Origin of the sequence: Streptacidiphilus albus JL83 (genome assembly GCF_000744705.1) — a bacterium.
GTDB classification, from domain to species: domain Bacteria; phylum Actinomycetota; class Actinomycetes; order Streptomycetales; family Streptomycetaceae; genus Streptacidiphilus; species Streptacidiphilus albus.
In genome coordinates, this window is sequence record NZ_JQML01000001.1 from 4,406,088 (window position 1) to 4,429,402 (window position 23,315).

The 23,315-nt window shown below is 69.3% G+C and carries 21 protein-coding genes; 5 read left to right on the forward strand and 16 right to left on the reverse strand.

Annotated features, from left to right (window positions below):
• Positions 1 to 80: 80 nt before the first annotated feature.
• A complete protein-coding gene (locus BS75_RS18965; RefSeq protein WP_034089100.1) occupies positions 81 to 1,796 on the reverse strand; it encodes a ParB/RepB/Spo0J family partition protein in 1,716 nt (571 codons plus the stop codon).
• Positions 1,797 to 2,254: 458 nt separating this feature from the next.
• Entirely contained in the window at positions 2,255 to 2,953 is a 699-nt protein-coding gene (locus BS75_RS18970) for an HAD family hydrolase (RefSeq protein WP_034089101.1), read from the reverse strand.
• Positions 2,954 to 3,306: 353 nt separating this feature from the next.
• Between BS75_RS18970 and BS75_RS18975 the strand changes: the two genes are divergently transcribed.
• Together BS75_RS18975 and BS75_RS18980 are read left to right on the forward strand one after the other, a co-directional pair.
• Complete coding sequence (locus BS75_RS18975; RefSeq protein WP_408022544.1) at positions 3,307 to 3,825, forward strand: hypothetical protein; 519 nt, start codon at positions 3,307 to 3,309, stop codon at positions 3,823 to 3,825.
• On the forward strand, positions 3,809 to 4,282 hold the full coding sequence (locus tag BS75_RS18980) for an NUDIX hydrolase (protein WP_034089103.1): 474 nt from the start codon (positions 3,809 to 3,811) through the stop codon (positions 4,280 to 4,282). The genes BS75_RS18975 and BS75_RS18980 overlap by 17 nt, the downstream gene beginning before the upstream one ends.
• On the opposite strand, the gene BS75_RS18985 is transcribed toward BS75_RS18980, so the two are convergent.
• The 11 genes from BS75_RS18985 to BS75_RS19035 all read right to left on the reverse strand — a co-directional run bounded on the left by BS75_RS18985 (position 4,249) and on the right by BS75_RS19035 (position 16,037).
• Positions 4,249 to 4,875, reverse strand: coding sequence for an HD domain-containing protein (locus BS75_RS18985; protein WP_042437628.1), 627 nt, complete (start codon positions 4,873 to 4,875; stop codon positions 4,249 to 4,251). The two genes, BS75_RS18980 and BS75_RS18985, sit on opposite strands and share 34 nt — an antisense overlap.
• 26 nt (positions 4,876 to 4,901) lie before the next feature.
• Complete coding sequence (locus tag BS75_RS46720) at positions 4,902 to 6,005, reverse strand: NUDIX domain-containing protein (protein WP_052069538.1); 1,104 nt, start codon at positions 6,003 to 6,005, stop codon at positions 4,902 to 4,904.
• 127 nt (positions 6,006 to 6,132) lie between these two features.
• Positions 6,133 to 8,139, reverse strand: coding sequence for an ABC transporter ATP-binding protein (locus tag BS75_RS18995; protein WP_042437609.1), 2,007 nt, complete (start codon positions 8,137 to 8,139; stop codon positions 6,133 to 6,135).
• 14 nt (positions 8,140 to 8,153) lie between these two features.
• Entirely contained in the window at positions 8,154 to 8,639 is a 486-nt protein-coding gene (locus BS75_RS19000) for an NUDIX domain-containing protein (protein WP_034089104.1), read from the reverse strand.
• 111 nt (positions 8,640 to 8,750) lie between these two features.
• Complete coding sequence (locus BS75_RS19005; RefSeq protein ID WP_034089105.1) at positions 8,751 to 8,990, reverse strand: hypothetical protein; 240 nt, start codon at positions 8,988 to 8,990, stop codon at positions 8,751 to 8,753.
• A gap of 50 nt (positions 8,991 to 9,040) precedes the next feature.
• The gene (locus BS75_RS19010; RefSeq protein ID WP_034089106.1) at positions 9,041 to 10,483 is read right to left on the reverse strand and encodes a glutamate ligase domain-containing protein; all 1,443 of its coding nucleotides are present in this window, start codon (positions 10,481 to 10,483) and stop codon (positions 9,041 to 9,043) included.
• A 2-nt stretch (positions 10,484 to 10,485) separates the two neighbouring features.
• Positions 10,486 to 10,974, reverse strand: coding sequence for a hypothetical protein (locus BS75_RS19015; protein WP_152645792.1), 489 nt, complete (start codon positions 10,972 to 10,974; stop codon positions 10,486 to 10,488).
• A gap of 161 nt (positions 10,975 to 11,135) precedes the next feature.
• Positions 11,136 to 12,485 (reverse strand): glutamine synthetase family protein, encoded by a 1,350-nt coding sequence (locus tag BS75_RS19020; protein ID WP_034089108.1) that lies wholly within the window; start codon positions 12,483 to 12,485, stop codon positions 11,136 to 11,138.
• A 53-nt stretch (positions 12,486 to 12,538) separates the two neighbouring features.
• The gene (locus BS75_RS19025; protein ID WP_034089109.1) at positions 12,539 to 14,020 is read right to left on the reverse strand and encodes an amino acid permease; all 1,482 of its coding nucleotides are present in this window, start codon (positions 14,018 to 14,020) and stop codon (positions 12,539 to 12,541) included.
• Between the two features lie 104 nt (positions 14,021 to 14,124).
• Positions 14,125 to 15,006, reverse strand: coding sequence for a hypothetical protein (locus BS75_RS19030; RefSeq protein WP_052069539.1), 882 nt, complete (start codon positions 15,004 to 15,006; stop codon positions 14,125 to 14,127).
• A 98-nt stretch (positions 15,007 to 15,104) separates the two neighbouring features.
• On the reverse strand, positions 15,105 to 16,037 hold the full coding sequence (locus BS75_RS19035; RefSeq protein WP_052069540.1) for an SAM-dependent methyltransferase: 933 nt from the start codon (positions 16,035 to 16,037) through the stop codon (positions 15,105 to 15,107).
• A gap of 490 nt (positions 16,038 to 16,527) precedes the next feature.
• Between BS75_RS19035 and BS75_RS19040 the strand changes: the two genes are divergently transcribed.
• Complete coding sequence (locus BS75_RS19040) at positions 16,528 to 17,841, forward strand: helix-turn-helix transcriptional regulator (RefSeq protein ID WP_160312245.1); 1,314 nt, start codon at positions 16,528 to 16,530, stop codon at positions 17,839 to 17,841.
• Here the strand turns inward: BS75_RS19040 and BS75_RS49375 are convergent.
• The 3 genes from BS75_RS49375 to BS75_RS19055 all read right to left on the reverse strand — a co-directional run bounded on the left by BS75_RS49375 (position 17,822) and on the right by BS75_RS19055 (position 21,786).
• Positions 17,822 to 19,609: a S9 family peptidase gene (locus tag BS75_RS49375; RefSeq protein WP_197091951.1), complete on the reverse strand. Its 1,788-nt coding sequence runs from the start codon at positions 19,607 to 19,609 to the stop codon at positions 17,822 to 17,824. The two genes, BS75_RS19040 and BS75_RS49375, sit on opposite strands and share 20 nt — an antisense overlap.
• A 73-nt stretch (positions 19,610 to 19,682) precedes the next feature.
• Positions 19,683 to 20,369, reverse strand: a complete 687-nt coding sequence (locus BS75_RS19050) for a RibD family protein (protein ID WP_034089111.1) — start codon at positions 20,367 to 20,369, stop codon at positions 19,683 to 19,685.
• Positions 20,370 to 20,406: 37 nt separating this feature from the next.
• Complete coding sequence (locus tag BS75_RS19055; protein ID WP_081982437.1) at positions 20,407 to 21,786, reverse strand: helix-turn-helix domain-containing protein; 1,380 nt, start codon at positions 21,784 to 21,786, stop codon at positions 20,407 to 20,409.
• Positions 21,787 to 21,968: 182 nt separating this feature from the next.
• Between BS75_RS19055 and BS75_RS49380 the strand changes: the two genes are divergently transcribed.
• Both BS75_RS49380 and BS75_RS19060 read left to right on the forward strand, forming a co-directional pair.
• Positions 21,969 to 22,109, forward strand: coding sequence for a hypothetical protein (locus BS75_RS49380; RefSeq protein WP_169790776.1), 141 nt, complete (start codon positions 21,969 to 21,971; stop codon positions 22,107 to 22,109).
• Positions 22,110 to 22,123: 14 nt separating this feature from the next.
• On the forward strand, positions 22,124 to 23,314 hold the full coding sequence (locus BS75_RS19060) for a cupin domain-containing protein (RefSeq protein ID WP_034089112.1): 1,191 nt from the start codon (positions 22,124 to 22,126) through the stop codon (positions 23,312 to 23,314).
• Position 23,315: the final 1 nt, after the last annotated feature.

The following is a 23,315-nucleotide window of genomic DNA, read 5'->3' on the forward strand; positions in this document are numbered from 1 at the left end:
TGGGGCCGGGGGTGTCCGGTGCCATCGGACACCCCCGGCGTTGAGCTGGAAGGCGGGACGGGCGTCGCCCCTCCCCTGGACTAGGCCGCGATCGGCTCGCTGATCTCCGGGTAGCGGTCCTCCCAGTCGACCACGCACTCCCCCTCTCCCGCCTCGCCGTTCAGCTCATCCGGCTCGTCGTCCGCTACGGCCTCCAGGTGCCTGATCAGCTCGGCGATCGGGTGATCGTCAGAACCCTCGGCGTCGGGGTCGTCCTCTTCCTGGAAGGTCTCCGCGTCCTGCTCGTCCACCAGTTCCGCACCCGTGCTCTCGCCCTCGTCCTCCAGGTGCTCGTCATCCGGCACCTGGTCCTCCTGCTCTCCCTCCTGTTCCTCGGGCTCCTCGGCCGCCGCCTGCCTGGCGGCCTCCGCCTCCTCCGCCACCTTGGCAGCCGCACGTGCTTCTGCCTCTGCGATCTTGGCTCGCAGCGAGGCGATCAGGTCCGCCTCCGGCTCCGTCAGGTCGTAGCCGTAGTCCATGAGGAACTCCAGCCACTCGACTGCTGCGGACTTCTTGCCGTGGCCCAAGGCGACGTGTTGCATTGCACGCTCGCCACGGGCGGCGACCATCGCGAGCAGCACCAGCGGTAGCCGCGCCTCAGCCATCCGTCCGATGAACCGCCCGAACCGATCAGCGCGCTCGTCGTCGCCCGGCACGCGGAGGAACTCCAGCGCCTCGGGGCCGCTCTCATCGGCTCCAGCCTGGTAGAGCATTGCGAGGACCTTCCGGGTCATCCCCTTCGGCACCTTCTTCGAACGGCACAGCTCCTGGATGAACTCGCACCGCACCTCGGCGGCCATCTTCAGCGCTTCCCGGCGCTCGTTGGCCGCCTGCTCCGCTGCTTCAATGGCGGCCTCCTGCGCCGCGCTGCGGAAGCGGTACCCGAAAGGCACCTGGTGCCCGTACTTGTGGGGGTCGCGACACAGGAACGTGGCCTTAAGATCGCCCGGCTGGTACTCGTTGAAGTAGGCGACGTTTCCGGGGCACGACTTGTGGTTCTCCGGGGTCAGTGCGACTCCGTCGGAGTCGGCCAGATTGGACAGCCGGACCTCCTTGGAACCGCCCCAGCTCAGCTCGCGCGGTTCGCCGACAATGACGACACCAGCGGACTTGAGGGCCCGCGTGGTCTCCTCCCGGAGCACGGCCCGTTCCGCTTTCTGTCGCTCCTTCCGGAGAGCCCAGCTCAGCGTCCCGCCCTTCGCAATCGTTTCGAGCAGGCGCTTGTACGCCTTCGGGTCGCCCTCGAACTCGGCAATCGCCTCGGCGTCCTCCAGCGTCATGGTGCCCTTGTCCACGGCGGACCTGGCGGCCTTGGGCATCGCAGCCAGCGCGATCGAGGCTCGGACCTTCTTCGGGTCCTGAGCGACCCGGGTAGCGATCTGCTCGTCATCGAGGCCGAGTTCGATGGACAGTTGCGCGAAGGCGTCGGCGATCTCGCTCGCCCGCATGTCCATGCGGTGGAGGTTCTCGACCAACTGTCCAACGATGCGCGCCTCCTCGGCGGACAGATCGTTGCGGACGATGAGGTCAACGTTCCGCCCGGCCTCGATCGAGCCCTTCGCCCGCCGGTTGCCGAGGATGATCGCGAAGCCATCCTCGTGCGGCGCGGCGATGACCGGCTGGTAGAGGCCGTTCTCTTTGATCGAGCCGACGAACTCGGCGTCCAGCTCCACCGGGCGGACGTTGCGCGTGAAGACCAGCTCGTTCGGATCGAAGTCCTCGATGAGCTGCTTCGCAGGGGCAACAACGGTAGTCACATGTCCTCCAACAGGCGCGTGGTCTCTGTCCGTTGATCGGGGGTGCCATCCCCTCCCAACAAGACCAATACTATAGCACCAAGGGTTTTATGTCAACTCTTCAAAGTCGTCGCACATGTCGGTTCCATGATCATTTATGGGCGGGCGGAAGGTACGGCGGCGCGCCTGACCAGCCCATACACACCTCCCCCGTCCCCCTGATAGCTGCCATGGGTCCGGGGCTGAGAGGCTGCCCGGGTCAAGGGTCGGCCGAAGGCCGGTGGCGTGCCACGCGACCGAAGGGAGCGCCCTTGACGCGGGCGGCCGGCCCCGGATACTTGGCCGCGGAAGGGGGACGGGGGAATCACCCGCCCGCTGTCGCAATCGGTTCGCCTTGGTCGGCTGCGACTGCGGCGTCCTCCGGGCGAGCAGCCTTCTCCGCTCAGGACGGCCAGACGGCCAGCAGCTCCGCCGGATGGTCAGCCAGCTGCATCGGCCAGCAGCCGGAGGTGGTCGAGAAGAGAAGCAGTGCCCGTCAGGTCAGCAATCACCGCATCGGCACCGGCCGAGCGTAGTTCAGCAGCTGTATGAACCCCGGTGGAGACAGCGACGACTTGGGCGCCGTTCGTCAGCGCGGCCTCAACGTCCCGCGGCGTATCACCGAACACAACGACGGGCGTGGCCGTGGAGACTCCGTAGGCAACCTGGACACGATGCCGGGCGATCGGGACGAGCGCGGCGCGTTCGAGCTGGTCTTCGCCATACGCACCCACCGCTAGGTCCACGAAAGAGTCGAGGCCAAAAGCAGCTAGCTTCATGTGTGCGTTGGCACGGATGTTGCCGGTCAACACCGAGGATATGATGCCCGACTCCTCAGCAACGGCGGCGAGTATCGCCCGCACCCCGGCCAGTTCGTGGCCCCGTCGGCGAAGCTCCTCAGCTCGCTCGCGCCCAGCCGCTTCCAGTGCTTGTCGCACGGCCTCCCAGTCCGGCGCCGGGACCTGGTGCCGCGAGAACAGCGAGGTCATGATCATTCGGTCTGTCTGCCCGTCGGTAACCGGCGGCACCGAGGGCGCTCGGCCAGTCACAGTCTCGAAGGCGGCGGAGTAGATCTCCTTGCTCACACCCGCGTTGTCGATGAGCGTGTGGTCGATGTCCCACAGAATGATCAGCGGCATACCACCAGCGTAGGCAGCAGATCCGTTGCCCATCGGCTCCACCGCGTCCCCGGACGTCCTTGCGAGTCCCCGCCCCGTCCGCTTGGATATGCAATGTGAACGACCGACTGCGCTCCGCACTCGCCCAGCGCCAGGTCTCCCCCGAGGATCTTGCGGCCCTATGTGCGGTGGACCCCAAGACCGTGGGTCGGTGGTTAGCGGGTCGCGTCCCCCAGCAGCGCCATCAGTGGAACGTCGCGAACCACCTCAAGATGGACGCGACGTACCTTTGGCCACCGCCACCCTCGACGGTCGGCGCAACGGGCGCACTCAGCGGGCCAGGCTTGGTTGCCGCATACCCTGATCGCGCCAGCGTGCCCCGGGAGGTATGGCTCTCCCTCCTGCTGGAAACAGCAGCGCAACTCGACGTCCTGGTCTTCAGCGGCACGTTCTTCGCCCAGTCGAACCCGCGAATAGCCACGATGCTCGCCCAGCGCGCAGCGGAAGGAGTACAGGTCCGACTGTGCTTCGGCGACCCGCACGGCCAGGCCGTGGCCATCAGAGGCCGGGAAGAGGGCATCGGTGACACCCTCGCGGCGAAGGTCCGCGCTTCCCTGACCTACTACCGGCCGCTGCTGGCGACGCCCGGCTGCGAGGTCCGCCTCCACGACACCACCCTGTACAACTCGCTGTTCCGCTATGACAACGACCTGCTCGTCAACCCCCACGTCTGGGGCCGCCCAGCGAGTGCCAACCCCCTGCTACACCTCCAGAAGACCGACGATAGCGGCTGGTTCGAGGGATACGCTCAGAGCTTCGAGGCGGTCTGGAACGTCGCGAGACCGTGGGCAGATGACGATGAGGAGAACACCCCGCATGGGACGCAGGACTGAGTACTACGGCGACCCCGCCGCACCTGCGGCCAACTCCCTTGTACCCGCTAGCAACTTGCTGGTGCAGAACGCGGCCGGCGAGATCCTCCTCCAGCGCAGGCGCGACACCGGGCAGTGGGCACTGCCCGGCGGCAAGCAGGACATCGGCGAGTCCGCCGCCGACTGCGCGGTGCGCGAGTGCGAGGAGGAGACCGGCATCAAGGCCGAAGTCACCGGTCTCTTGGGGGTCTACTCCAACCCCGCGCATATCGTCGTCTACAGCAGCAACGGCGAAGCACGCCAGCAGTTCGAGGTCGCCTACATCGGCCGTCCGATCAGCGGCACCCCCACCGTCAACGACGAGGCCGACGGTGTGCGCTGGGTGAGGCCGGATGACCTGGACGAATACGACATCCACCCGAGCATGCGCGAGCAGATCGGCCACTACCTGAGCGGCCAGTACCCCTGCCTGGGCTGACTGCCTGCGGCGGCGAGCCGCATCTCGGTGCGGGCCACCGCAGCGTCGATCTCCGGCCGGGCCCGTTGGATGAACCGGCCCACCAGCGTGTCGGCCCCGTACCGGCCGACGATCTCCGCGACCCGGTTCCGGGCACTGGTCGGCATCCCGTCGGGGGTCGTGGTCATGTCGCAGAAGATCAGGGCATCCACGAGCACTTGGTCGTCGAGCATCGGGAACTCCCGTGTCAGATGCCCGCGCAGTCCGCGTTCCTCAGCCTCCAGCAGAGCCAACGAGTGGTTGGCCACCAGCCGAACCAGCCGCTGGTCCGCGCGGTGCTCGTCACGCAGGAAACGTGCTCCGTCCAGGGGATGGAAGCCTGCCAGGGCCAGACGGGGTGCGTAGCCGACATCATGGAGCACGGCAGCCGCGACCAGCAGGCCATCGTCCGGCCCGGCGACCGCAGCCAGCAGCGCGGCCTGGCGCGCCACCCCCTGGGAGTGCGACCACCGCCTGGGCAGGGTAGCCGCCAGCTCTTGCTCGGCGATCCGCCGCGCCCACCGGGGCAAGGTCTCCGTCACGCTGTCGGCCTTCCCGTCCGGCTGCGGTTCCATGCGCTGCATGGCGGCATCCAGACGCATCAGCTCCCTCGGACGCAGCGGCCTTCGAGGAGTTCGATCGGTCCGGTCCCAGCCACACGAGCGGTCAGGCAGGCGCGCACACGGGCTGCGGACTGGGGGGCCAGCAGTTCCTCAGCCTCGGGGAGGCCGCACATCCGCCACTCGCCGAGTTCTGTCTCCTGAAGACGGATCCTGGTGAGTTCGTCAGCGGTGACGGTGCCACCGTCGAAGATGTAGGCGAGCCGCGTGGGGCGTTCGCCTGGCGGGTTCGACCAGTCCAAGGCAAGGAGCGAGCCCGGCGTGCGGTCCAAGCCGAGCTCTTCGGCGATCTCGCGCCGAGCAGCCCGCCGGGGCATCTCGATGGTCGGCTCTACCTTGCCGCCGGGCAGCAGCCAGTGGTCCGGATCCGGCCCGGCCGACCGCGCGAGGAGCACCCGGCCCTGCGCGTCGGTGAACAGCTGGCGGGCGGAGGCGATGATCCTGTGCCGGGTCGCGGCATAGGTGGCTGGCTCCATGAGGAGCTTGCCGCGCCGGCCCGAGTCGGGGATCAGGGCTTGGGCCTGCCGCTGGCCGTCGGGCAGCTGGCGGACCTCGTCCCGGGACAGCAGTCCTGCGGTCATGCCGGTCGGCCAGCTGTCCTCCAGCTCGACCGTCGACCCGGCGGTGCCGACGGCAAGACAGGCGGCCACGCGTCGCGACAGCCGCTCCGGCAGTGCCGCCCTGGCCTGGCCGGGACCGAGGAAGCCGTACCCGGTGATCTCCGCTTCCTGAAGTCGGATTGCTGACAGCTGCCCGCTGGAGAGCGGGGCGGCCCAATACAGCAGTGCGGCGACAGGGGGTCGGCCACGGCGCAGCGCCCAGTCGACCCCGGCCAGGCCCGTCAGCTCGACGGTGATGCCGAGCTCCTCCCGGACTTCGCGCACTGCGGCCTGCCTCGGACTCTCTCCGTTCTCGATCCCGCCGCCGGGCAGCCCGATCGGCCGCTCCGAGTCGTAACCGAGGCGCACCAGCAGCAACCGGCCGTCTCTGGTGGGCAGCAGGACCGCAGCTGCCGCCCACAGGCCGTAGCGCCCGGTGTCGGCGGCGCCGGGTGCGCTGACCGCCGGCTCACCTGGGCGGATCACAGCTGTTCCTCGGAGGAAGCGGTCTCTGCCATCGCGTGGAGATCCAGTTCCGCAACCGCAGGGCAGTAGTGGAAGGCAGCGAGCGAGTGCTTGGTGCGCACGAAGGGGATTCCTTCCGTGTGGCTGATCAGGACATGGCAGAGCTCGGGCGGCTGTCGCGGGCCTGCTGAGGTACTTCGAACTGGTACTGCCGGGCTTGGAGCAGGTAGGACTCGCGGTACTGGGTGGTTGGCTGCTGTGCCATCAGCTCCTCGTGGGTGCCCTGCTCAATCAGGCGGCCGTGGTCGAGCACATAAATGTGGTCGGCCTTGGCGGTGGCGGCCAGGCGGTGGGTGATCAGAACCACGGTTGCACCGAGGTTCGTCAGCTCGCGGATGCGCTCGAACGCCTCGACCTCCGCTCGGGCATCGAGGGCGGAGGTGGGCTCGTCCACGATCACTAGGTGCGGCAATCGGCCGCTTGGATCGCAGGTGGTGACCCGCAGGTGGGTGCGGGCGAGGGCCACCTTCTGCCACTGCCCGCCGGACAGGTTGACCCCGCCCTCGAAGCCCTTGTAGACGAGCGTGTTCCAGCCCCGCCGCAGGCCCTCAATCACACTGGTCAAGTCGGCGTAGGCGGCGGAGGCGTCGAGCTGCTCCTGGCCGATATCCTGCTCGGGCCGACCCAGCAGCAGATTGGCCAGAACAGTGAACTGCCAGCGCTGGAAGTTCTGGGCGAACAGGGCGACCGATGAGAAGAGCTGGTCGCGGTCGGCGCCGGCGATGTCGACCCCGTCCCACAAGATCCGTCCTGCATGGGGCTGGTAGACGCCGGACAGCAGGTTGACCAGGGTGCTCTTGCCTGAGCCGTTGTCACCTACCAGCGCGACGACTGTGCCGCGCGGGATCTCCAGACTGACCTTGTCGAGCGCGGGAGTGTCGCGGCCGGTGTAGGTGAAGGAGACGTCCTCCACCCGGATGACGGCAGGACGCTGGGGCAGTTCGGTGCCGCCGGTGGGGATGGCTCGCTCTGCGCCCTCGCGGTGCAGTGCGTCCAGGTCCCTGACGAACAGGGCGTCCTCGTACAGGCTGTTCACCTGGGACACCAGGGTGCTGATGCTGCCTGATCCGCTGCGGATCGCCAGGACCGCTGTGCCGGCCACCGCGAGCGGCATAGATCCGTCTGCCACGAGGACCCCGAGAAGCGCATACGCCCCCACCAGGGCCATGCCCGCCAGCGCCGCGGTGAGGACGTCGGTCCGGGCCTTGGCACCAGCTAGACGGGCCTGCTCGTGCGCGGCCTCGGCTGCCATGGCCTCGTAGTGCCGCAGCACGAACGGGCCCGATGCGTGGACCCGCAGTTCTGCGGCCGACCACGGGTGCACCAGCATGTCCGCCAGGAGGGCGGCGGCCCGGGAGTGCTGCAACCACGCCCGCCGCGAGGCGTAGCGGCGCCGGGCGGTGCGCACGGCGCCCCAGCCGCGCGGCGCGCAGATCAGGAGCAGCATGGGCAGCAGCGCAGGGTGCAGGACGGACAGCACGCTAGCCACGGATATGAGGCTGAAGCTGGAGGTCAGCAGGGTGGTGGCCTGCCCTGTCAAGTGCTGGACGGAGGTCGCCCCGAACCGTGCGGAGTCCACGGCGGACAAGAACTCCGGGTCCTCGATCGCTTCGAGTTCGGTGCGGCTGACGATCTTCAGGAAGTCGGCGGTGGCCTGCTCGAAGACGGCCGGCTCCAGGCGGCCGGTCGCCCAGGTGGAGGCGGTGGCCATCAGTGCTGACAGTCCCGCGACCACCCCGGCCAACAGGACGGCGGGCAGCGCGGTGTGCAGCGCGTGGTGAACGGTGCCAGCCGACAGCAAGGCGCGCAACGCCCGGTTGGTGGCCAGCAAGCCGACCGCCGAGGCCACGCCCCGCAGCACCTCCGCCGTCAGTAGGACGATCAGGGCGGTTCGGTCCGCCCGCCAGGACATCCGGCTCGCCAGGCGGAGCATGCCGGGCAGCTGACGGGCTATGGCCCAGAACGTGAGCCCGCCACTGGCCAGTTCGTGTTTCGCCCAGCCGTAGTCGTAGCGCATCGGGCCGCCGAACAGCAGTTCCTCGCTGTCGCCGTGTGCTGTGGCGGCGCCCTGGGTGCGGGAGTCGGAGGACGTCATGTCGCCTGGCCGGTTCATCGGCGGACCAGGGCGCGGGGGTCAGCTCCCTCGTCGAAGCCGTGGGTGGAGAAGCCGCGGCCGCCGTTCAGGTAGGCCACCAGCGCGGCGTAAGAGGTCGGGAACATCGGCATCGGCAGGTTGTCGGTAGGTGTCCAGATGGCGGCGAGGTGCTTGGTGGGCTCTGCGTTGACCAGCTCACCGCTCCACGTCGTGGCGGCGAAGATGTGCAGCAGGAAGGGGCCCTGACCGTCCCAGCCCGCCTTGACCTGGATGGTGTGTACGAGCCGCAGGTCAGCGGCGGCCACCACCAGGCCGGTCTCCTCACGAAGTTCGCGGGCCGCGGCCTCGTCCAGCGCCCGGTCGGTGACCTCGGCCTTGCCGCCGGGAATGGTCCAGGTCGGCTCGGCCGCCCAACCGGCGTTCGCGTAGTGGATCGTGACGACCTTGTCGACGGCGGTGTCGTGAACAATCACGCTGACGGCCTGACGCAGACTGAGCATCGCTTGGTCTCCTGGTTGTCCAAGGGCGGGTGCCGGACGGATCGAGCAGGGCAAGGTGCAGTTCCACGGTGGCAGGGCAAGCACCGTCCGTGGGGCCGCTCGTGCTTGCTGTCACCCCATCGTGCGAACGTCGGTTCGATCGACGGCGAGACGGGCGCCGGTCCGGCCACTGCCGAGTCGGCGGGGGACGGGAAGGCGCGGCGCAAAGAACAACACGTCGGTGTCGGCAAGCTGGGCGGGCTGCCAGGCATCCGGCCTCCAAGCTCCGGGCTGCCTCACAGGCATCGTCTGGGTTTCGGCTGAGCCGGTCAGGGCCGTTTCGGGCTGGGTCTCGTCGGCGTGGTCGGTCATGCGTGTCGGGTCCTTCAAGGTCGTTGGGGTAGGACCGCGTGGGGGCGCGGCTATAGGTCTTGCGGAACCGGGACACCGGGCGCGCCGAGGGCGAACAGCAGACGGGGACCGAGTCGCACGGTGTGACCGGTGCCGATCAGCAGGACGGTGTCGCCGGGGTGGGCGAGTTTGACGAGGAGATGCTCGATGCCAGCAGCAGGAAGGTCGTCTCCCGGCAGGTCGAGGGTGTGGACATGGTTGTCCAGGCCGCTGACGGCGGCGGCGCGGGCCATCGCGTCGGTGCCGGTAGACAGGTCGGGGGTGTCGGCTCGGCGTCGGTCGTGCAGCGGCAGCAGGACCAGTTCGTCAGCGGTGGCCAACTGACCACCGATGGCCCTGGCCTGGGCATTCGTGCGGGACCAGTGGGAGGGCTCGTAGACGGCGACGATCCGGCCGGTCGCCAGGGTGCGGGCGGCGGTGAGGTCGTCGGCGATCTCAGCGGGGTGTCGAGCCAGGGATTCCACCACCGTGACGCCTTCCTGACGACCTAGGACGGTCAGGGACCGTTCGATACCCCGGTACTGCTCCAGGCCGCGTGCCACATCGCTGGCTGCGGAGTCGAGAGCGAGGGCGCCGGCCATGGCCAGGGCTGCGGCTTTGGCGGCGTGGCGGCCGGGTGGCAGCAGGCGTAGTGCGTGGGTCTTGCCGTCCCAGTGGTGCAGCGTCAGGGTGCTGCCGTTCTTGTCCGTGGCGAGTTTGGTGATCCGCAGGTCGCTACCGCGGCCTTGGCCGACGCTCACCACGCGTGGGCCCGGCTTCTGCTTGGCCAGACGTTGGGCGAGTTGGGCGCAGCCGGTGTCCCAGGTGGGGAGGACGACGATCTGGCTGCGGCGAGCCAGCGCTTCCAGCTCGTCCAGCGCGGTCTCGTGGTCGTCGTGGTGGGGCGGATTCGCCGTGACCGCGGTGATCACGGTCAGGGTGGGCTCGCAGCACTCGCCGGGGTCGGCCTCTGGGCCGAGCTCGGCGATCAGCAGGTCGCCGCCGCTGTGGTGCCCGGCCGGTCGCCCGACGGGCGGAGTCAGCAGCGCCCATGCCGGATTGCGGTAGCCAAGGGCGCGGGTGAGCGCTCCGGCGGTGTGCGTGGTGCTGTGGCTGCCCGCTACTGCGATCGAGGTCGGGGTGGCGGCGAGCAGCAGTCCGAGCGCTTCCGTGTGGTCAAGGATCGGCAGGCACATCTCGCGGGCCCGCGTGGTCTCCGCCTGGCGGGGCAGGGAGTTCGCGGCCGAGACGAGAGCGGACATGTCGGCGCGGACGTGACCGCGGTCGTGTCCAGGCACGACGCCGATCCCGAGATCCGCCAGGTGCGCGGGGATGTCCTGAGGGTGGGCGCACCCGGTGAGGCGGGCGCCGCGCTCGCGCAGCAGCTGGGCCAGGCCCGGCATGCCCGCATCGCCGATCCCGATCAGGTGCGGGCTTGCAAGCAGAGCGGGCCCGGTGTAGTCGACGGGGTGCATGCTCAACTCCTCGGTTGCGGGAATGCGATGGCCGGGGCGGCGGCCTCGGCATGTTCGACGAGCGTGATCAGGGAGCGCAGCGCAGCCGCGGGCTCGGCGATGGCGGCCGTGATGAAGGGGATGCGCGGGTCGGTCAGGTGCAGGGCGCGGCGGACGGCGGCCGTGGCGGCGGGCCGTAACGTGTCGGGCTGGTCAATGACCACGGCCAGGGGGATGCCACGCCGGTGCAGGAATTCGGTCGCGGCCAGGGAGTACCCGGGGACTTGCGGGTCTACGACTACCAGGGCGGCGTCGACGGCGGTCAGCAACTCGTCCCAGCGAAACCAGAGCCGTTCCTCGTCCGGGACGGCGAACAGCGTCACGGCCGCCCGTGCAAGGGTGATGCGGCCCAGGCCGAGCGTCACCGTCGCGTCGGGGTCCTCGCCAAGTCCGCTGCCGGGGGCGGTGACGGCCAGCAGTTCGGTGACTGGGCTCAGCTCGGCGTCGCTCAAGGTGCTCGCCAGGGTGTGAGCGGTTCCGGGCGGCCCGGCTACGAGGACTGCCAGGGATGGGTACCGGTCGAGGAGCAGGCAATCGTCGGCGGACGGTTGGTGAAATCTCAACGGGTCTTCCTGCGTCGGGTCGGAGGGAGGAGTGGCTGGCGGTGGCCAGGTCATGCCTGGTCGAATCCGCGCGCGACTTCGAGGTCACTGACGTGCTGGTCGTGGAACCGCAGTTCGGCGTCGGCCGCCAGCGTGTAGTGGGTGATGACCTGTTCGCCGAACAGCTTGACGGCGAGGCTGCTGTTCTCGAAGGTGTCGACAGCCTCGCCGAGCGAGACCGGCACCAGGGGAGCTGCGGTCGCGCGGTAGGCGTCGCCGGATACCGGCGCGGGCGGGGCCAGGTGATACTCGATCCCCCACCGGGAGGCTGCCGCGGCTGCGGCGACCAGCAGGTACGGGTTGGCGTCCGCTCCGGGCAGTCGCAGTTCCAGGTGCAGGCCCGGTCCGTGCCCGACCACCCGCACCGCACACGAGCGGTTGTCCCGGCCCCAGGCGAACCGAGTCGGCGCGAAGCTGTGGTCGCGGTACCGCTTGTAGGAGTTGACGTATGGGGCGAGGAACGGCATCAGGTCCGGGAGCGCATCGAGCAGTCCGGCCACCACATGCTCGCCCAGCGGCGACAGTTCATCGGGCCACTGTGGGTGAGCGAGTACGGGCTTGCCCTCGCGCCACAGCGACAGGTGCAGATGCAGTCCCGAGGCCGTTGAGTCGTCGGGGGCCGCCATGAAGGTCGCGGCCATGCCGTGCCGGGCGGCGATCGTGCGCGCCGCTTCCTTGAACAGCACGTGCTGCTCGCACGCCTCCAGCGCATCGCCGTACGGGAAGGTGACCTCCAGCTGGCCTGGCGCGCCCTCGGCCTTGATCGCCTCCACCGGCAGGTCGGCGTAGGACAGTGAGGACATCAGCCGGGCGGTGAACTGGGCCACCTCCATCGGTATGTCGAAGGCGTAGTCCCGCCCCGGGCCGGTCGCCGGCCGCCGGGTGCGTGCCCCCGCGCCCTGCTGCCGCGCCTGGTCGTCGTCTTCGGCGTGGTAGACCACGAACTCGGCCTCCAGACCGACCCGTAGCTCCAGGCCGATCTCGGCCAGGGCGGCGATCTGCTCGCGCAGCACCGTGGCCGGGGCAACCGGCAGGCGTTGCCCCGTGGCGTCCAGCGGGTCGGCGAGCACCAGCACCGTGTGCGGAACCCACGGCACCACCCGCGCCGACCGCAGGTCGGGGGCCAGACCGACGTCCGGGTACCCGTCTCGCCACCAGCTTTCGTCGGGCACCATGCCCAGGTCGGTGGCCAGCAGGTATCCGCAGCCCTCCATGTGCATCACTTCGTCCAGCAGTTGATCCACCACGCTGGACGCCGGGAAGGTCTTTCCGCGCAGTCGGCCCTGGAGGTCGATGGTCGCGATCCGCACCCGGCGCGTATCGCCGAACCGCACCGCCTCACGGAACTGGACCGGCGTCACCCTGCCGTGGGGCCGGGTGCCCCTCGCTGGCTGGGGCATCGGTGCGGTGGCCATCACACGACCTCGGCTTCGAGCTCAGCCATCGCCCGGTCGGCGCGCGGGACGCTGTACCGCGGGCCGCTCTTGCGGAAGCTGACCTCGGCGCCGACCAGGACCAGCACGAGCACCACCCCGGCGTAGTTGAACGTGTTCTGGGTCACGGGCGAGACCTGCGGCAGGCAGAACAGCACCGTCACGCAGGCCACCCACACCACAGCCACCACGCCGATCGGCCTGCTCCAGCCGCCCAGGTTCCACGGACCTGGCTTGAACCGCCGCCCGGCGCGCAGCCGCAGAAACACCGGGATCGCGATCGCCGGGGTGATGCCGATGACGTTGATGGAGGTGACCGCCGCGTACGCGGTCGGGGAGTACAGCACCGGCAGGGTCAGCACCAGCGCCGCCACCACCGACAGCCAGACCGCGGCCACTGGTGTGGCGGTGGTCGGCGAGACCTTGCGCCACCATGCGGAGCCCGGCAGCGCGCCGTCGCGGGAGAAGGCGAACGCCATGCGGGAGGCGGCGGCGACCTCGGCCGCGCCGCAGAACAGCTGGGCGCCGATCACGATCAGCATCAGCAGCTTCGCGCCGGTCGGGCCGAGCGCGTCCAGGAAGATCTGCGCGGGCGGCACCCCGGTCGCGGTGCCGACGGTGCCGGCGTAGTTCTGGATGGCGAAGGTGAGCCCGGCCAGCAGGACCAGGCCGGCGATCCAGGACACCCAGATCGAGCGGACGATCCCGCGCGGTGCCGCCACCGACGCCCGCGTCGTCTCCTCGGACAGGTGCGCCGAGGCGTCGTAGCCGCTGAAGGTGTACTGCGCCATCAGCAGGCCGATGCCCACGACGTAGACCGGGTTGTGCCAGCCCGTCTGGTTGACGAAGTGGGTGAAGACGAACGCCGCGGACTGGTGGTGGGCCGGCACGAGGGCCAGCACGCCGACGATCACGGCCACCCCGGCCAAGTGCCAGACCACCGAGACGCCGTTCAGCACGCTGACCAGCCTCACACCGCGCAGGTTCACCAGCGCGTGCAGCAGCAGGATGACGGCGAAGATCAGGAACAGCTTCCCGGGCGTCGGAGTGAAGGAGAACTGCATCTGCAACAGCGCCCCGGTGAACTGGCTTGCCCCGTAGTCGATCCCGGCGATGGCGCCCAACAAGCCGAGCAAATTGAGCCAGCCGGTGTACCAGCCCCACTTCGGCCCGCCAAGGGTGTGCGCCTGGTAGTACAGGGCACCGGAGGTCGGATACGCGGAGGTGACCTCCGCGAACGCCAAGCCCAGCAAAAGGACCATGAAGCCGACCCCGGCCCAGCCCCACAGCATCACCGCGGGGCCGCCAGTGGTCATCCCGAATCCGTAGAGCGTCATGCAGCCGGACAGGATCGAGATCACGGAGAAGGACACGGCGAAGTTCCCGAAGGAGCCCATCCGGCGAACCAGGACCGGCGTGTACCCCAGGGACTTCAGATGGGAGTCGTCGTCCCCAACGTTCACGGGGGCAGCGCGGTGCGAGCGAGACATCAGTTGCTCCAACAAGGTTTCAGGGAAAGGGAAGTAGACGCAAGAGCCGTATCGGGACCCGTCGTGTGGCTCCGGGCTCAGGCGCGGGACGCCGCGGCGAGGGACTGGCGACGGGCGTTCAGCAGCAGGTCGTGACCGCCGCCAGGAATGTCCGCCAAGGCCTCCCAGGGCTCCCGGGAGCCGAGCGCGCCCAGGGCCTCGAAGACCTGGGCCGCCTGCGCCTTGCGGTTGCCGGCCCACAAGGCGTGGGCGAGGTGGCTCAGGTCGGAGACCGAGCGTGCCTCGCTCGACTGCCCGAGGAACCACCCGGCCCAGGCCCGCTCGGTATCCCGCTCGCACGGTTCACGCAGCCACTGGTTGCGCAGCAGCGCACCCCCGCCTGGGTCGGCGCGGATCCGCTCCACGTGCAGGTAGAGCGGAAGCAGCCGCAGCGGCGAACCGGCGGGGGCGTGCCCCAGCAGCCAGCTCGCGAACTCCCACGCGTCCCCCGACCGGCCTTGGCGCAGCCACCACCGCAGCATCCGGTGGTGTCCTTCGCGGCTGTAGGGGTCGCGTCGCTGGAGCTGTGACAGCAGCCACCACGGACCCTCGCCCAGCATCCGGTCGGGCGGCCCGCCGCGTTGCTCCGGGAACCTTCGGCCCGGGTCGAGGACGGCCAGCTCCAACAGAGCCACCCACGGAACGGGATCGGCCGGTGCGATCCGCGCCGCGTGCCAGCACTCCTCGCGGGCCGCCTCGTGCATCGGGCGGGCCTGAGCGTGGTCGGCCCGAGCAGCGGCCAGCGCCCGCAGCACCGCCACCCGCGCCCGCAGCACGGCAAGGTCGATACTGCCCGGATCCTCCCGGGCCCAGTGCTCCAGCACATCCGAGCGCGCCACCGCCCCCGCCAGCACCTGGCTGCGCGTGGTGCGCAGTGGCTGGTCGCGCCCGCTGCGTGCCAGCAGCTCGCGGGTGGACATCCACCGCCCCGCCTGGAGATCGGCCACCGCACCGCGTAGCTGGCCGTCGAGTCCGGCAGGATGGAAAACCACTTCGTCCTGACGCCCGGCGACCGCCATCACCGCGCCCCGCCCGCGGCCGGCAGGCCCAGTCGGCCGAGCGCGCCGTACCGGGACACCGTCACGTCGTCCAGTTCGCTGAGTGCTTCGACGTCGGGCCGCCACTGGTTGACCATCGTCAATCCGGGGTCGGCGAGCTCCACGCTGCTCATAAGCGCGGCGAGCCGCTCCCGGCTTCGGGGGAAGATCTTGATCCCGTGGGACTGATAGATCGCGCTGATCGTCTGCCACGTTGCCGGAGCGAAGTCCGCGGTGGCGTGGGAGACGATCAGCCATGAGCCCGGCGGTAGACCCTGCATCAGCTCGGCGAGAAGTGCCTGCGGGTCCTCCTCGTCCGAGATGTATTCCAGCAACGATTCCAGGACGACCGCCACCGGGCGCGCCGGGGTGAGCAGCGAGCGCACAGCGGTGGAGGCGAGGATGTGCTGTGGATCGCTCAGCCGACCGCGTGTAACCGTCAACTGGTCCGGATGGCCGACTAGTTCGGCTCGCAGGTGGCTCAGAACGATTAGGTCGTGCTCCACGTGCACCACCCGCGCCCCCGACGCCTCCTCCCGGACCACTCCATGCAGGTGCGGCCGGGACGGCAGGCCGGCCCCGATGATCAGGTAGTCCTGAACCTGCACGTCCCGGGCCAGGTGCCGGAGCGCGCGCACCACGAACCGCCGACGAGCTTGCAGAGCCTTCGCGAGCGTGGGTGTGGCCTTGGCCAGCTGATCCGCAGCCGCCCGGTCGACGGGGAACGCGTCCTTGCCGCCGACGAGGTGGTTGTCGATCCGGGCCGGGACCGGCCGCCCGGTGCCCAGGTCTGAGCCGGGCACCCAGCCACAGAGGTAGGTCAGGATCGGAGCAGCCGTCGGACTGGCGCCAGCCAATGGCTCCACACAGCGTGCCTGGGATGGTGTCTGCTGCCGCTTCTGAAGCGTGGCCATGGTGTCCTCGGCGATTTCTGGGCCTTCGGGGGTGGGGCTTAGTGCACCCGCACACCGCGGAGCGGGTCCGCGGTGTGCAGGCTTTCGGATGGGGTGGGCCGCGCCCTTCGCGCGATGAGCGCGGCCCGTTCTTCCTGCTGCGGCGCCAAGCTGGTGGAACGCGACCACAGCAGGAGACCTTCAGCTGTCCATCGACGTCGAACTTCATGCTGTCGGTGGATCGATGGACGGGGTCACCGCAGAGCGGGACGAGTTTGGGACGTCCTGGGACGTCTTGCAGGTTGGTATGGGGAGAGATAGGCAACATGCCGTCATGGCATCGGACGGACGACCTGGTCAGCCGTCGATCGCGATTCCTTCGACAGATCAAAGAGAACCACTGCCAAGTTGGCTGAAACAGAGCAGACTTGCTGCATACATGTGGCGTGCATGCGACAAAGTCGCGGCTGAGCTGTGGTGTTGCGGGAGTAAGAAGTTCAGGAGGCAGCCGATGGTCGTCAACAGGAGGCCAGACCTGGTGGCCCAGCGGGAGCTGGTCGGCCACACCCAGGAGACCCTCGCGGCCTCACTCGGAGTAGACCGGTCTACAGTCCACCGTTGGGAGAGCGGGAAGGGTGCCCCTCGTCCATGGCTTCGGCCCCTGCTTGCCGCAGAGCTGCGCATTACTACGACGCAGCTGAACGCACTGCTGGCGACCGACCAAGAAGGAAGCGACGTAGCTGATCCGCGAGCACCGGCAGTGATCTCCGAGCGTGTTGCTGAAGCCGGCGAACTACATCTGGCCGAAAGCGAGATGCACGTAGCGGACTGGGCATCCGGTTTCAAGACCCCAGCGACCCTGCTGACGGACGGCCGTCCTTGGGTGACGCCCGACGACGTCGCCGTGGCGGACAGCATGCTCGCAATGTTCCGCCAGCTCGACCATACGCACGGCGCTGGCCCCTTCGCCGCTCAGGTGACCGCCTATATCGACACCGAGCTCGCGGCGCTGCTCTCCCGACCCGCCGCGAGCGAGGACACGGTGCACGCCAGGGCCCGTGTAGCCACTGGCTTCCTGGAGTTGGCCGGCTACCAGGCCGTCGATGTCGGGGATCCAAACCGCGCCCGGGCGTACTACCTCCGGGCGTTGGCGTTGACGAGCGCGACTCACAACCAGGCATATGGGGCCTACCTCGTCGCGGTGAACCTCGGGCACCTGGCTCTGCACGGCCTCCAGCCGCGCACCGCCCTGCACTGGGCCGAGTCTGCGGCAACAGCAGCTAGCACTGCGGCGAGTCCCGCGACGCGAGCCGCCATCACCGCGGTACGAGCACGGGCCCACGCTCGGATGGGCCAGGAGCAGGAAGCTACCGCGCTGATCCTCCAGGCGGAGCAACTGCTCAGCTCGTCGGTTCCCGCAGACGAACCGTCGTGGATCAGGTACTTCACCCCCGCTTACCTGGCGGACGAGGTTGCACACTGCCTGCACGACCTCGGCCGCTCCCCGGCCGCCCGGGGCCACCTCGCGGACGCCATCCAGGGCGTGGGGCGCGACAAGGTGCGACGCCTGGCGATCGACGCTGCCCTGCTCGCCTCGACGTGGCTGCGTTCGGGCGACATCGACCAGGCGTGTGCCGCCGGCCTCGATGCGGTGAACTACGCAGCCAGAACCTCATCCGGGCGCTGCATCCAGCGCGTCGCTGACGTCCTGGCCGGGCTCGACGCCCATGCCGACTACGCGCCGGTAGCCGAGCTGCGCGAGTACGCACGCTCCGTCCTACCGGCTGCGGACCGGGCAGCGGCGGCTACGGCTCGCGGCGCATGAGTCCTTCGTAGAAGTCGAGCTCGGCCTCCAGGGCGCGCTCCAACGCGGCCGGCGCGGACAGGTAGTGGCCGACGCCCTCCAGGAAGAGGGTCTCGTGGGCGTGACCGAGTGCCGCAAGATCGTCCGAGAACCGACGGGCGTCCTCCGCAGCGGCGATCTCGTCAGCGGTACCGTGGATCAGCAGCACCGGGATGTGCATAGCCTCGGCGCGGACTTCACCGGCCCGGCCAGCCAGGATGGCTGCGTGTGGCCGCTGGAAGCGGGGGACGGCCTTCTCCCAGCGCGCCGGGTCGATGATCGCGGAAGTGGCGGTAGCCGCCGTGAACGGGCCTTGTCGGCAGGCAGCCTGCAGAGCGGTATATCCGCCCGCGCTGGCTCCGGAAATGAAGACGGCCTCACGTAGCACTTTGCCGCTCTCCAGCAGGTGGCGGGCTACGGTCGCGCAGTCCTCCACGTCGTACTCGCCCCAGTGGCCGTGCAGGGATTGTCGGAAGGCCCGGCCCTGGCCGGTGCTGCCGCGATAGGCCACTTCCGCCACGGCGAAGCCTCGGCTGACGAAGAACTGCACAGTCCAGTCCAGGCGCAGTGGGACGTCGTCGGTGGGGCCTGGGTGGGCGCGGACGATCAGTGGGGCAGGCTGTCCTCGGTCGGGCTGATGCAGCAGGTAGCGGATGGGGAGTCGGCCCGAGCGGGCGGTCCGAATGGCGGGGGGCGGGGTGGTGGACAGTACAGAGATGTCGTTGGTGCTGGAGCCGATCGATACCGCCGGTTGCCCTCCGGGTCGGCCGAGGTCGACCGTTCGTACGGACGGTCGACTGGTGGGGGTTGATCCGATGAGGAACACGTGGTCGCCGAGCGTGGCAACGTATGGCTTGACCGAGGTCACGTTGGTGGCGGGCCGGGTCAGCAGCCCATCGCGGTCCATAGCCACCAGTTCGGTGCGGATGCCGTCGTGGACCGTCAGCACGATCTGCCCGGAGTCGGTGAAGGCGTACGACCTGTACCCGCCCTCCCAGGGAGCAGGCGCGCAGTCGGCGTCCATCGGCGCTACCGGCTCCACAGCCTCGCCTGTCCAGCGGTAGAGGTTCCACCATCCGGTGCGGTCAGACATGAAGTACAGCTGCCCGCCGGGGCCCCAGAGTGGCTGGACCACGGCTTCCCGGTCGCTGCCGGCCAGCAGGTGCCCTGGGCCCGTCTGGTCGGGCAGCGAGTCGATCAGCATGAGCCTCGTGGAGTCCCACGGCATCCGGTCGGAGTCCCACTCCAGATAGGCGAGCGTGCCGCCGTGCAGCTGCGGGGCGGCGAGGAATCCGGTAGAGCTGACCAGCACCCGAACTTCGCCGTCCTGGGCGATCTCAACGATCTGGTCGCCGTCGTCGGTCCCTCGGACAGCGAGCAGGGTCTCCCCAGCGTGGTGCAACTCGCCGTACAGGTAGTCATCAGCCACAGCGACCGCCGGCTCCGTTCCCCCGTCGGGCCGGAGCCGGTAGACCTTGTTGTCCTCGCCAACGACCCACTGAGCGTTCGCGGCAATGGCGAAGGAGCCACCGCCGTACGCGTGAAGCCAGCCACCCACCGACATTCCAGGCGGAGTTTGTGCCCGGGGCGGAGCGTTACGGCCTGCGCGCATCAACCGGCGGGCCCCGCCCATGTCGGGGTCGGACTGGAGCCACCACAGGGCGCCGTCCGCAGTCAGCAGTTCATCGTGCGACACCTGCTTGCGGGCCACCCACTGCGCCGTGAGCGGCCCACCGTCCTCGCCGGTCATCCGTTCCCCTTGGCCGTCACCGTGCCCGGGCTCGAAGGCTACCGATCCGGCGGGCACGGCCGAAGGGAAGGGCTCAGGCGTCGCTGCTCTCCTTCGGAGCGTAGCGCAGCAGGACGACGTCGCCGACTGGTTGGGCCTCGATCAGCTTCAGTCGGCGGGTGCTACCGCCAGGGAACTGCGCGGGCTGGACGAACCGCGGTGCGGCGGCGTCGCCGACGAGCAGGGGCGCGACGGCAATGTGTACCTCGTCGGCCAAGCCCTGGGAGAGAAACTGGGTGTGGATGGAGCTGCCGCCCTCGACCATCAGGCGCTTGACGCCGCGGGTGGCCAGGTCTTCGAGGAGCGCACCGAAGTCCACGGTCGGACCGGTGCTGACGATGTCGGCGAGTCCGCCCAGGCTCTCGCGCAGCTTCGACGCGGCAGCGTCGGTGGTGTAGACAACCTTCTTGTCACCGAAGTGCCAGAACTTGAGGTCACGGTCGAGGTCGCCGCTCGCGGAGATGGTGACCTTGAGGGGATACTCGGACTTGCCTGCGGCGATGCGCTCCTCGCGGCGCTTGTCGCTGTAGACGAGCAGCCTCGGGTTGTCGCTGCGCAGGGTGTTGCCGCCGATGAGGATGGCGTCCGATTCGGATCGGACCTGGTCCACGCGGTCGAAGTCCTCGGCATTCGACAGGAGCAGGCGCTGCGGAGAGCTGTCGTCGATGTAGCCATCGATGGAGGTGGCAACGCTCAGCAGGACGAAGGGGCGGTCGGCCATCGTGCGATCCGTTCTCTCGGCGTGAAGTCCACCCTGATCAGACTTCATGGAACATCATGCTGTCGAGTGCTGCCTGAAACTGGCTCACTTCAGAAACAGCGCGCCATGGTTGGAGCAGGGCGTCCAGTGCAGCCAGCTCGCTGAAGATCCGGGCCGATCCAGTTACGGCACCGATCGACAGGGCTTCAGTGGCGGTGGCGGCAGCCAGTTCCGGGCCGACCGCGTGGAGCTGGGCGACGGCGGACCGGGCGAGGTAGACGCCTCGGTCACGACGGTATGAGGCCGGCAGCGCACGGATGGCCCGCTCAAAGCCGATCACCGCCGCCTCGTGGTGGCCCAGGGCGGACAGGGAGCGTGCTCGCTGCGCCTCCACATAGGCCGCGTTCATCCAGCGTCCCCGGCCGATCGCCTCCTCGTGCTCTCCGCTGACCAGGACGAGGGCCTGATCGTAGGCCCTCTGGGACGAGAGTTCGTCGCCGAGCAGTGCGTGGCCGTGCGCGCCGTAGACCGCGCCCATGGCGCTGAGCCGGCTGTCCGGGTGGGCCAACCGTTGTGCGGCATCGGCGAGGTCGACTGCATCGAGCGATTCCTGCATGTCACCGGCGAGTTGGGACTTCCGCGCCATGACGTAGGTCGTCAGGTCAGCGTCTCCGGCGCCGTTGGACCAGTCGACCGCCCGATCTGCCCAGTACTGGGCGGCAGGGTGATCACCGCTGTCCTGGTACAGCCAGCTACAGAACTCCGCGTACTCGGCCTGGACTTGCAGGAGGTCTCGGCGATCGCGACCGTTCGCCTCACGGCGAAGATGCTGCACGAGACGGATGTGTCCCTGCGCGGTGGCGATGACGTTGCGGGGGCCGAGTACGTTGTCGCACTCGGCGAGCGATCGCCGCAGGGTCCGCATGTTCTCTACCGGGTTCACGTCAGGCGAGAGAGCGGGTGGGGCCATCTGTAACGAAGGAGCGGCGTTTCCGGAGAGCACTGCCCCGCCGACCGCTGCTGTGATCCCGCGCAGCAGAGCTCTGCGCGGCATGGCCACGAAGATGATCTTTCCGTCTGATGTTCGGCAGCCGACCCGGACTTCTCCGCTCATGAGCGCCATGGAGGCACCAGCGGGCAGCATGTCGGCCAGGGGCTCCCTGTGCTGGGGTGTGCTCGCAGGGCTGGAAGGCTTGCGCCTGGCGGGGGGTGGTGGAGGGTCCGGCTGGGTGGACGGCGTGAGTAGCTCCGTCAGCTCATCCGGGCTCACCCGCAGCAGTGCGGCGAGCTTCGGCCTCTGCCACGGCCGCGGCTCGCCATCGCCGCGCTCCCATCGGCCCACCGTCGAGCGCTCGACGCCGGACGCTTCGGCCAAGGACTCTTGCGTGAAGCCCGCGCCCTTCCGGTGCTGGATGAACCGCTCGCGTCTGCGCCCCATCGGCCACCACCCCCAACTGCGCCAAACCGTCCGTTGGCAGAACGTGCCAGGCCGCGCCTGGGTTTCCCCCAGGGATGCCACAACAGTGCATCAATTCTGCTCTGTTCAATGACCGTTCGCAGCGATTCCCTGGTTCTCGCCGGTCAGCCCGGCGAACACCCGATGGAAGGAAGGTCAACGGCATGGAAAGCACCTCGCCTGCTGTCCAGGACGACAACGGAGGCGGCCTCCTGCTCGCCGCCCGCAAGATCCGGGCCGCGCGTTCCCGCGCGGATGTCCCCTCCGACAACACGGGCGGCAAGTCCGACCAGAACGACACCTGAGTCGGACGCCCACGATGCATGACACCGCTTCGTGGGCGGTGTGCCTGGGTGGGGACCAGTTCCTCACCCAGGCGCTCCACCGCTCCTACGTCGTCGTTCCCGCCAAAGAGGCGGACGCCGGTCCCCTGCTGTCCTGGGACGACCTGAACACGATCCTCGCCACCCACCGCATCGAGTCGCCCCGGCTGCGGCTGTCGGTGGACGGGCAGACCGTACCCGTCGGCCAGTACTCGACCCCCATCGCCAACCGGCGCGGGGTGACCTGGAACCGGATGCACCCGGCCCAGCTCCACGCCAGTCTCGCCGGTGGCGCCTCGCTGGTGGTGGACGCCATCGACGAGATCCATCCGCCGGTCCGCGCCGCCGCCGAAGCGCTGGAGCGCTTCATCGGCACACCTGTGCAGACGAACGCCTACGCCTCGTGGACCGAGCAAGAGGGCTTCGGTCGGCACTGGGACGACCACGCGGTGGTCGTGGTCCAGCAGTACGGGGCGAAGCGCTGGCGCCTGTGGGAGCCGACCCGGCAGGCACCCACCTTCCGCGACGTGGACGCCCCCGAGGAACCCGAGGGCGAGCCGGTCGCGGACTTCATCCTCAACCCGGGCGATGTCCTGTACCTGCCGCGCGGATGGTGGCACAGCGTCACCGCTGACCAGGGCACCGAGTCGCTACACCTCACCTTCGGACTCGTGGCCCAGACCGGGGCCACGCTCCTTGGCTGGCTGGTGGACGAACTGCACGAGAGCCCTGTTATCCGGACGGACATCCCGCTCCACGCCGACGTGCAGGAGAAGGCCGCCTACCTGGACGACCTGCGAGCCGCGGTGCTGACCGCGCTGTCGGACCCCGATCTGGTCGACCGCTGGGCGCGGTCCTCCGGCACCACCCACTTCGGCCGACCAGCACCGTCCCTGCCGTACGTGAGCTCTCTCCCCGCCGAGAGGGAGATCGCGGTGCGGATCACCGCCCCGCGCGCCGAGGTCACCAGCAACCCGACCGCCGGGACCGTCACCCTGTCCGCCGCCGGAACCGCATGGGACTTCTCCGACCGCGCCGCACCCATCCTGCAAACCCTGCTGACCGGCAGCACGGTCAGCATCGGGGAACTTGCCGACGCCGCCCACCTGGAGGCCAAGGACGTGGCCAGCGTCCTAACCGTCCTCGTCCAGGGCCAAGCCCTGGCCGTCGTCAGGGCCGGCCGATGAG

What these genes read in the sequence shown, in the direction of transcription:
- BS75_RS19055 (WP_081982437.1), bottom strand. Translation starts at nt 21,786, where the DNA reads ATGGGGCGCAGACGCGAGCGGTTCATCCAGCACCGGAAGGGCGCGGGC.
- BS75_RS19050 (WP_034089111.1), bottom strand. Translation starts at nt 20,369, where the DNA reads ATGGCCGACCGCCCCTTCGTCCTGCTGAGCGTTGCCACCTCCATCGAT.
- BS75_RS18980 (WP_034089103.1), top strand. Translation starts at nt 3,809, where the DNA reads ATGGGACGCAGGACTGAGTACTACGGCGACCCCGCCGCACCTGCGGCC.
- BS75_RS18985 (WP_042437628.1), bottom strand. Translation starts at nt 4,875, where the DNA reads ATGGAACCGCAGCCGGACGGGAAGGCCGACAGCGTGACGGAGACCTTG.
- BS75_RS19000 (WP_034089104.1), bottom strand. Translation starts at nt 8,639, where the DNA reads ATGCTCAGTCTGCGTCAGGCCGTCAGCGTGATTGTTCACGACACCGCC.
- BS75_RS19030 (WP_052069539.1), bottom strand. Translation starts at nt 15,006, where the DNA reads ATGTCCACCCGCGAGCTGCTGGCACGCAGCGGGCGCGACCAGCCACTG.
- BS75_RS19010 (WP_034089106.1), bottom strand. Translation starts at nt 10,483, where the DNA reads ATGCACCCCGTCGACTACACCGGGCCCGCTCTGCTTGCAAGCCCGCAC.
- BS75_RS19035 (WP_052069540.1), bottom strand. Translation starts at nt 16,037, where the DNA reads ATGGCCACGCTTCAGAAGCGGCAGCAGACACCATCCCAGGCACGCTGT.
- BS75_RS19005 (WP_034089105.1), bottom strand. Translation starts at nt 8,990, where the DNA reads ATGACCGACCACGCCGACGAGACCCAGCCCGAAACGGCCCTGACCGGC.
- BS75_RS49380 (WP_169790776.1), top strand. Translation starts at nt 21,969, where the DNA reads ATGGAAAGCACCTCGCCTGCTGTCCAGGACGACAACGGAGGCGGCCTC.
- BS75_RS19040 (WP_160312245.1), top strand. Translation starts at nt 16,528, where the DNA reads ATGGTCGTCAACAGGAGGCCAGACCTGGTGGCCCAGCGGGAGCTGGTC.
- BS75_RS18995 (WP_042437609.1), bottom strand. Translation starts at nt 8,139, where the DNA reads ATGACGTCCTCCGACTCCCGCACCCAGGGCGCCGCCACAGCACACGGC.
- BS75_RS18970 (WP_034089101.1), bottom strand. Translation starts at nt 2,953, where the DNA reads ATGCCGCTGATCATTCTGTGGGACATCGACCACACGCTCATCGACAAC.
- BS75_RS19060 (WP_034089112.1), top strand. Translation starts at nt 22,124, where the DNA reads ATGCATGACACCGCTTCGTGGGCGGTGTGCCTGGGTGGGGACCAGTTC.
- BS75_RS49375 (WP_197091951.1), bottom strand. Translation starts at nt 19,609, where the DNA reads ATGACCGGCGAGGACGGTGGGCCGCTCACGGCGCAGTGGGTGGCCCGC.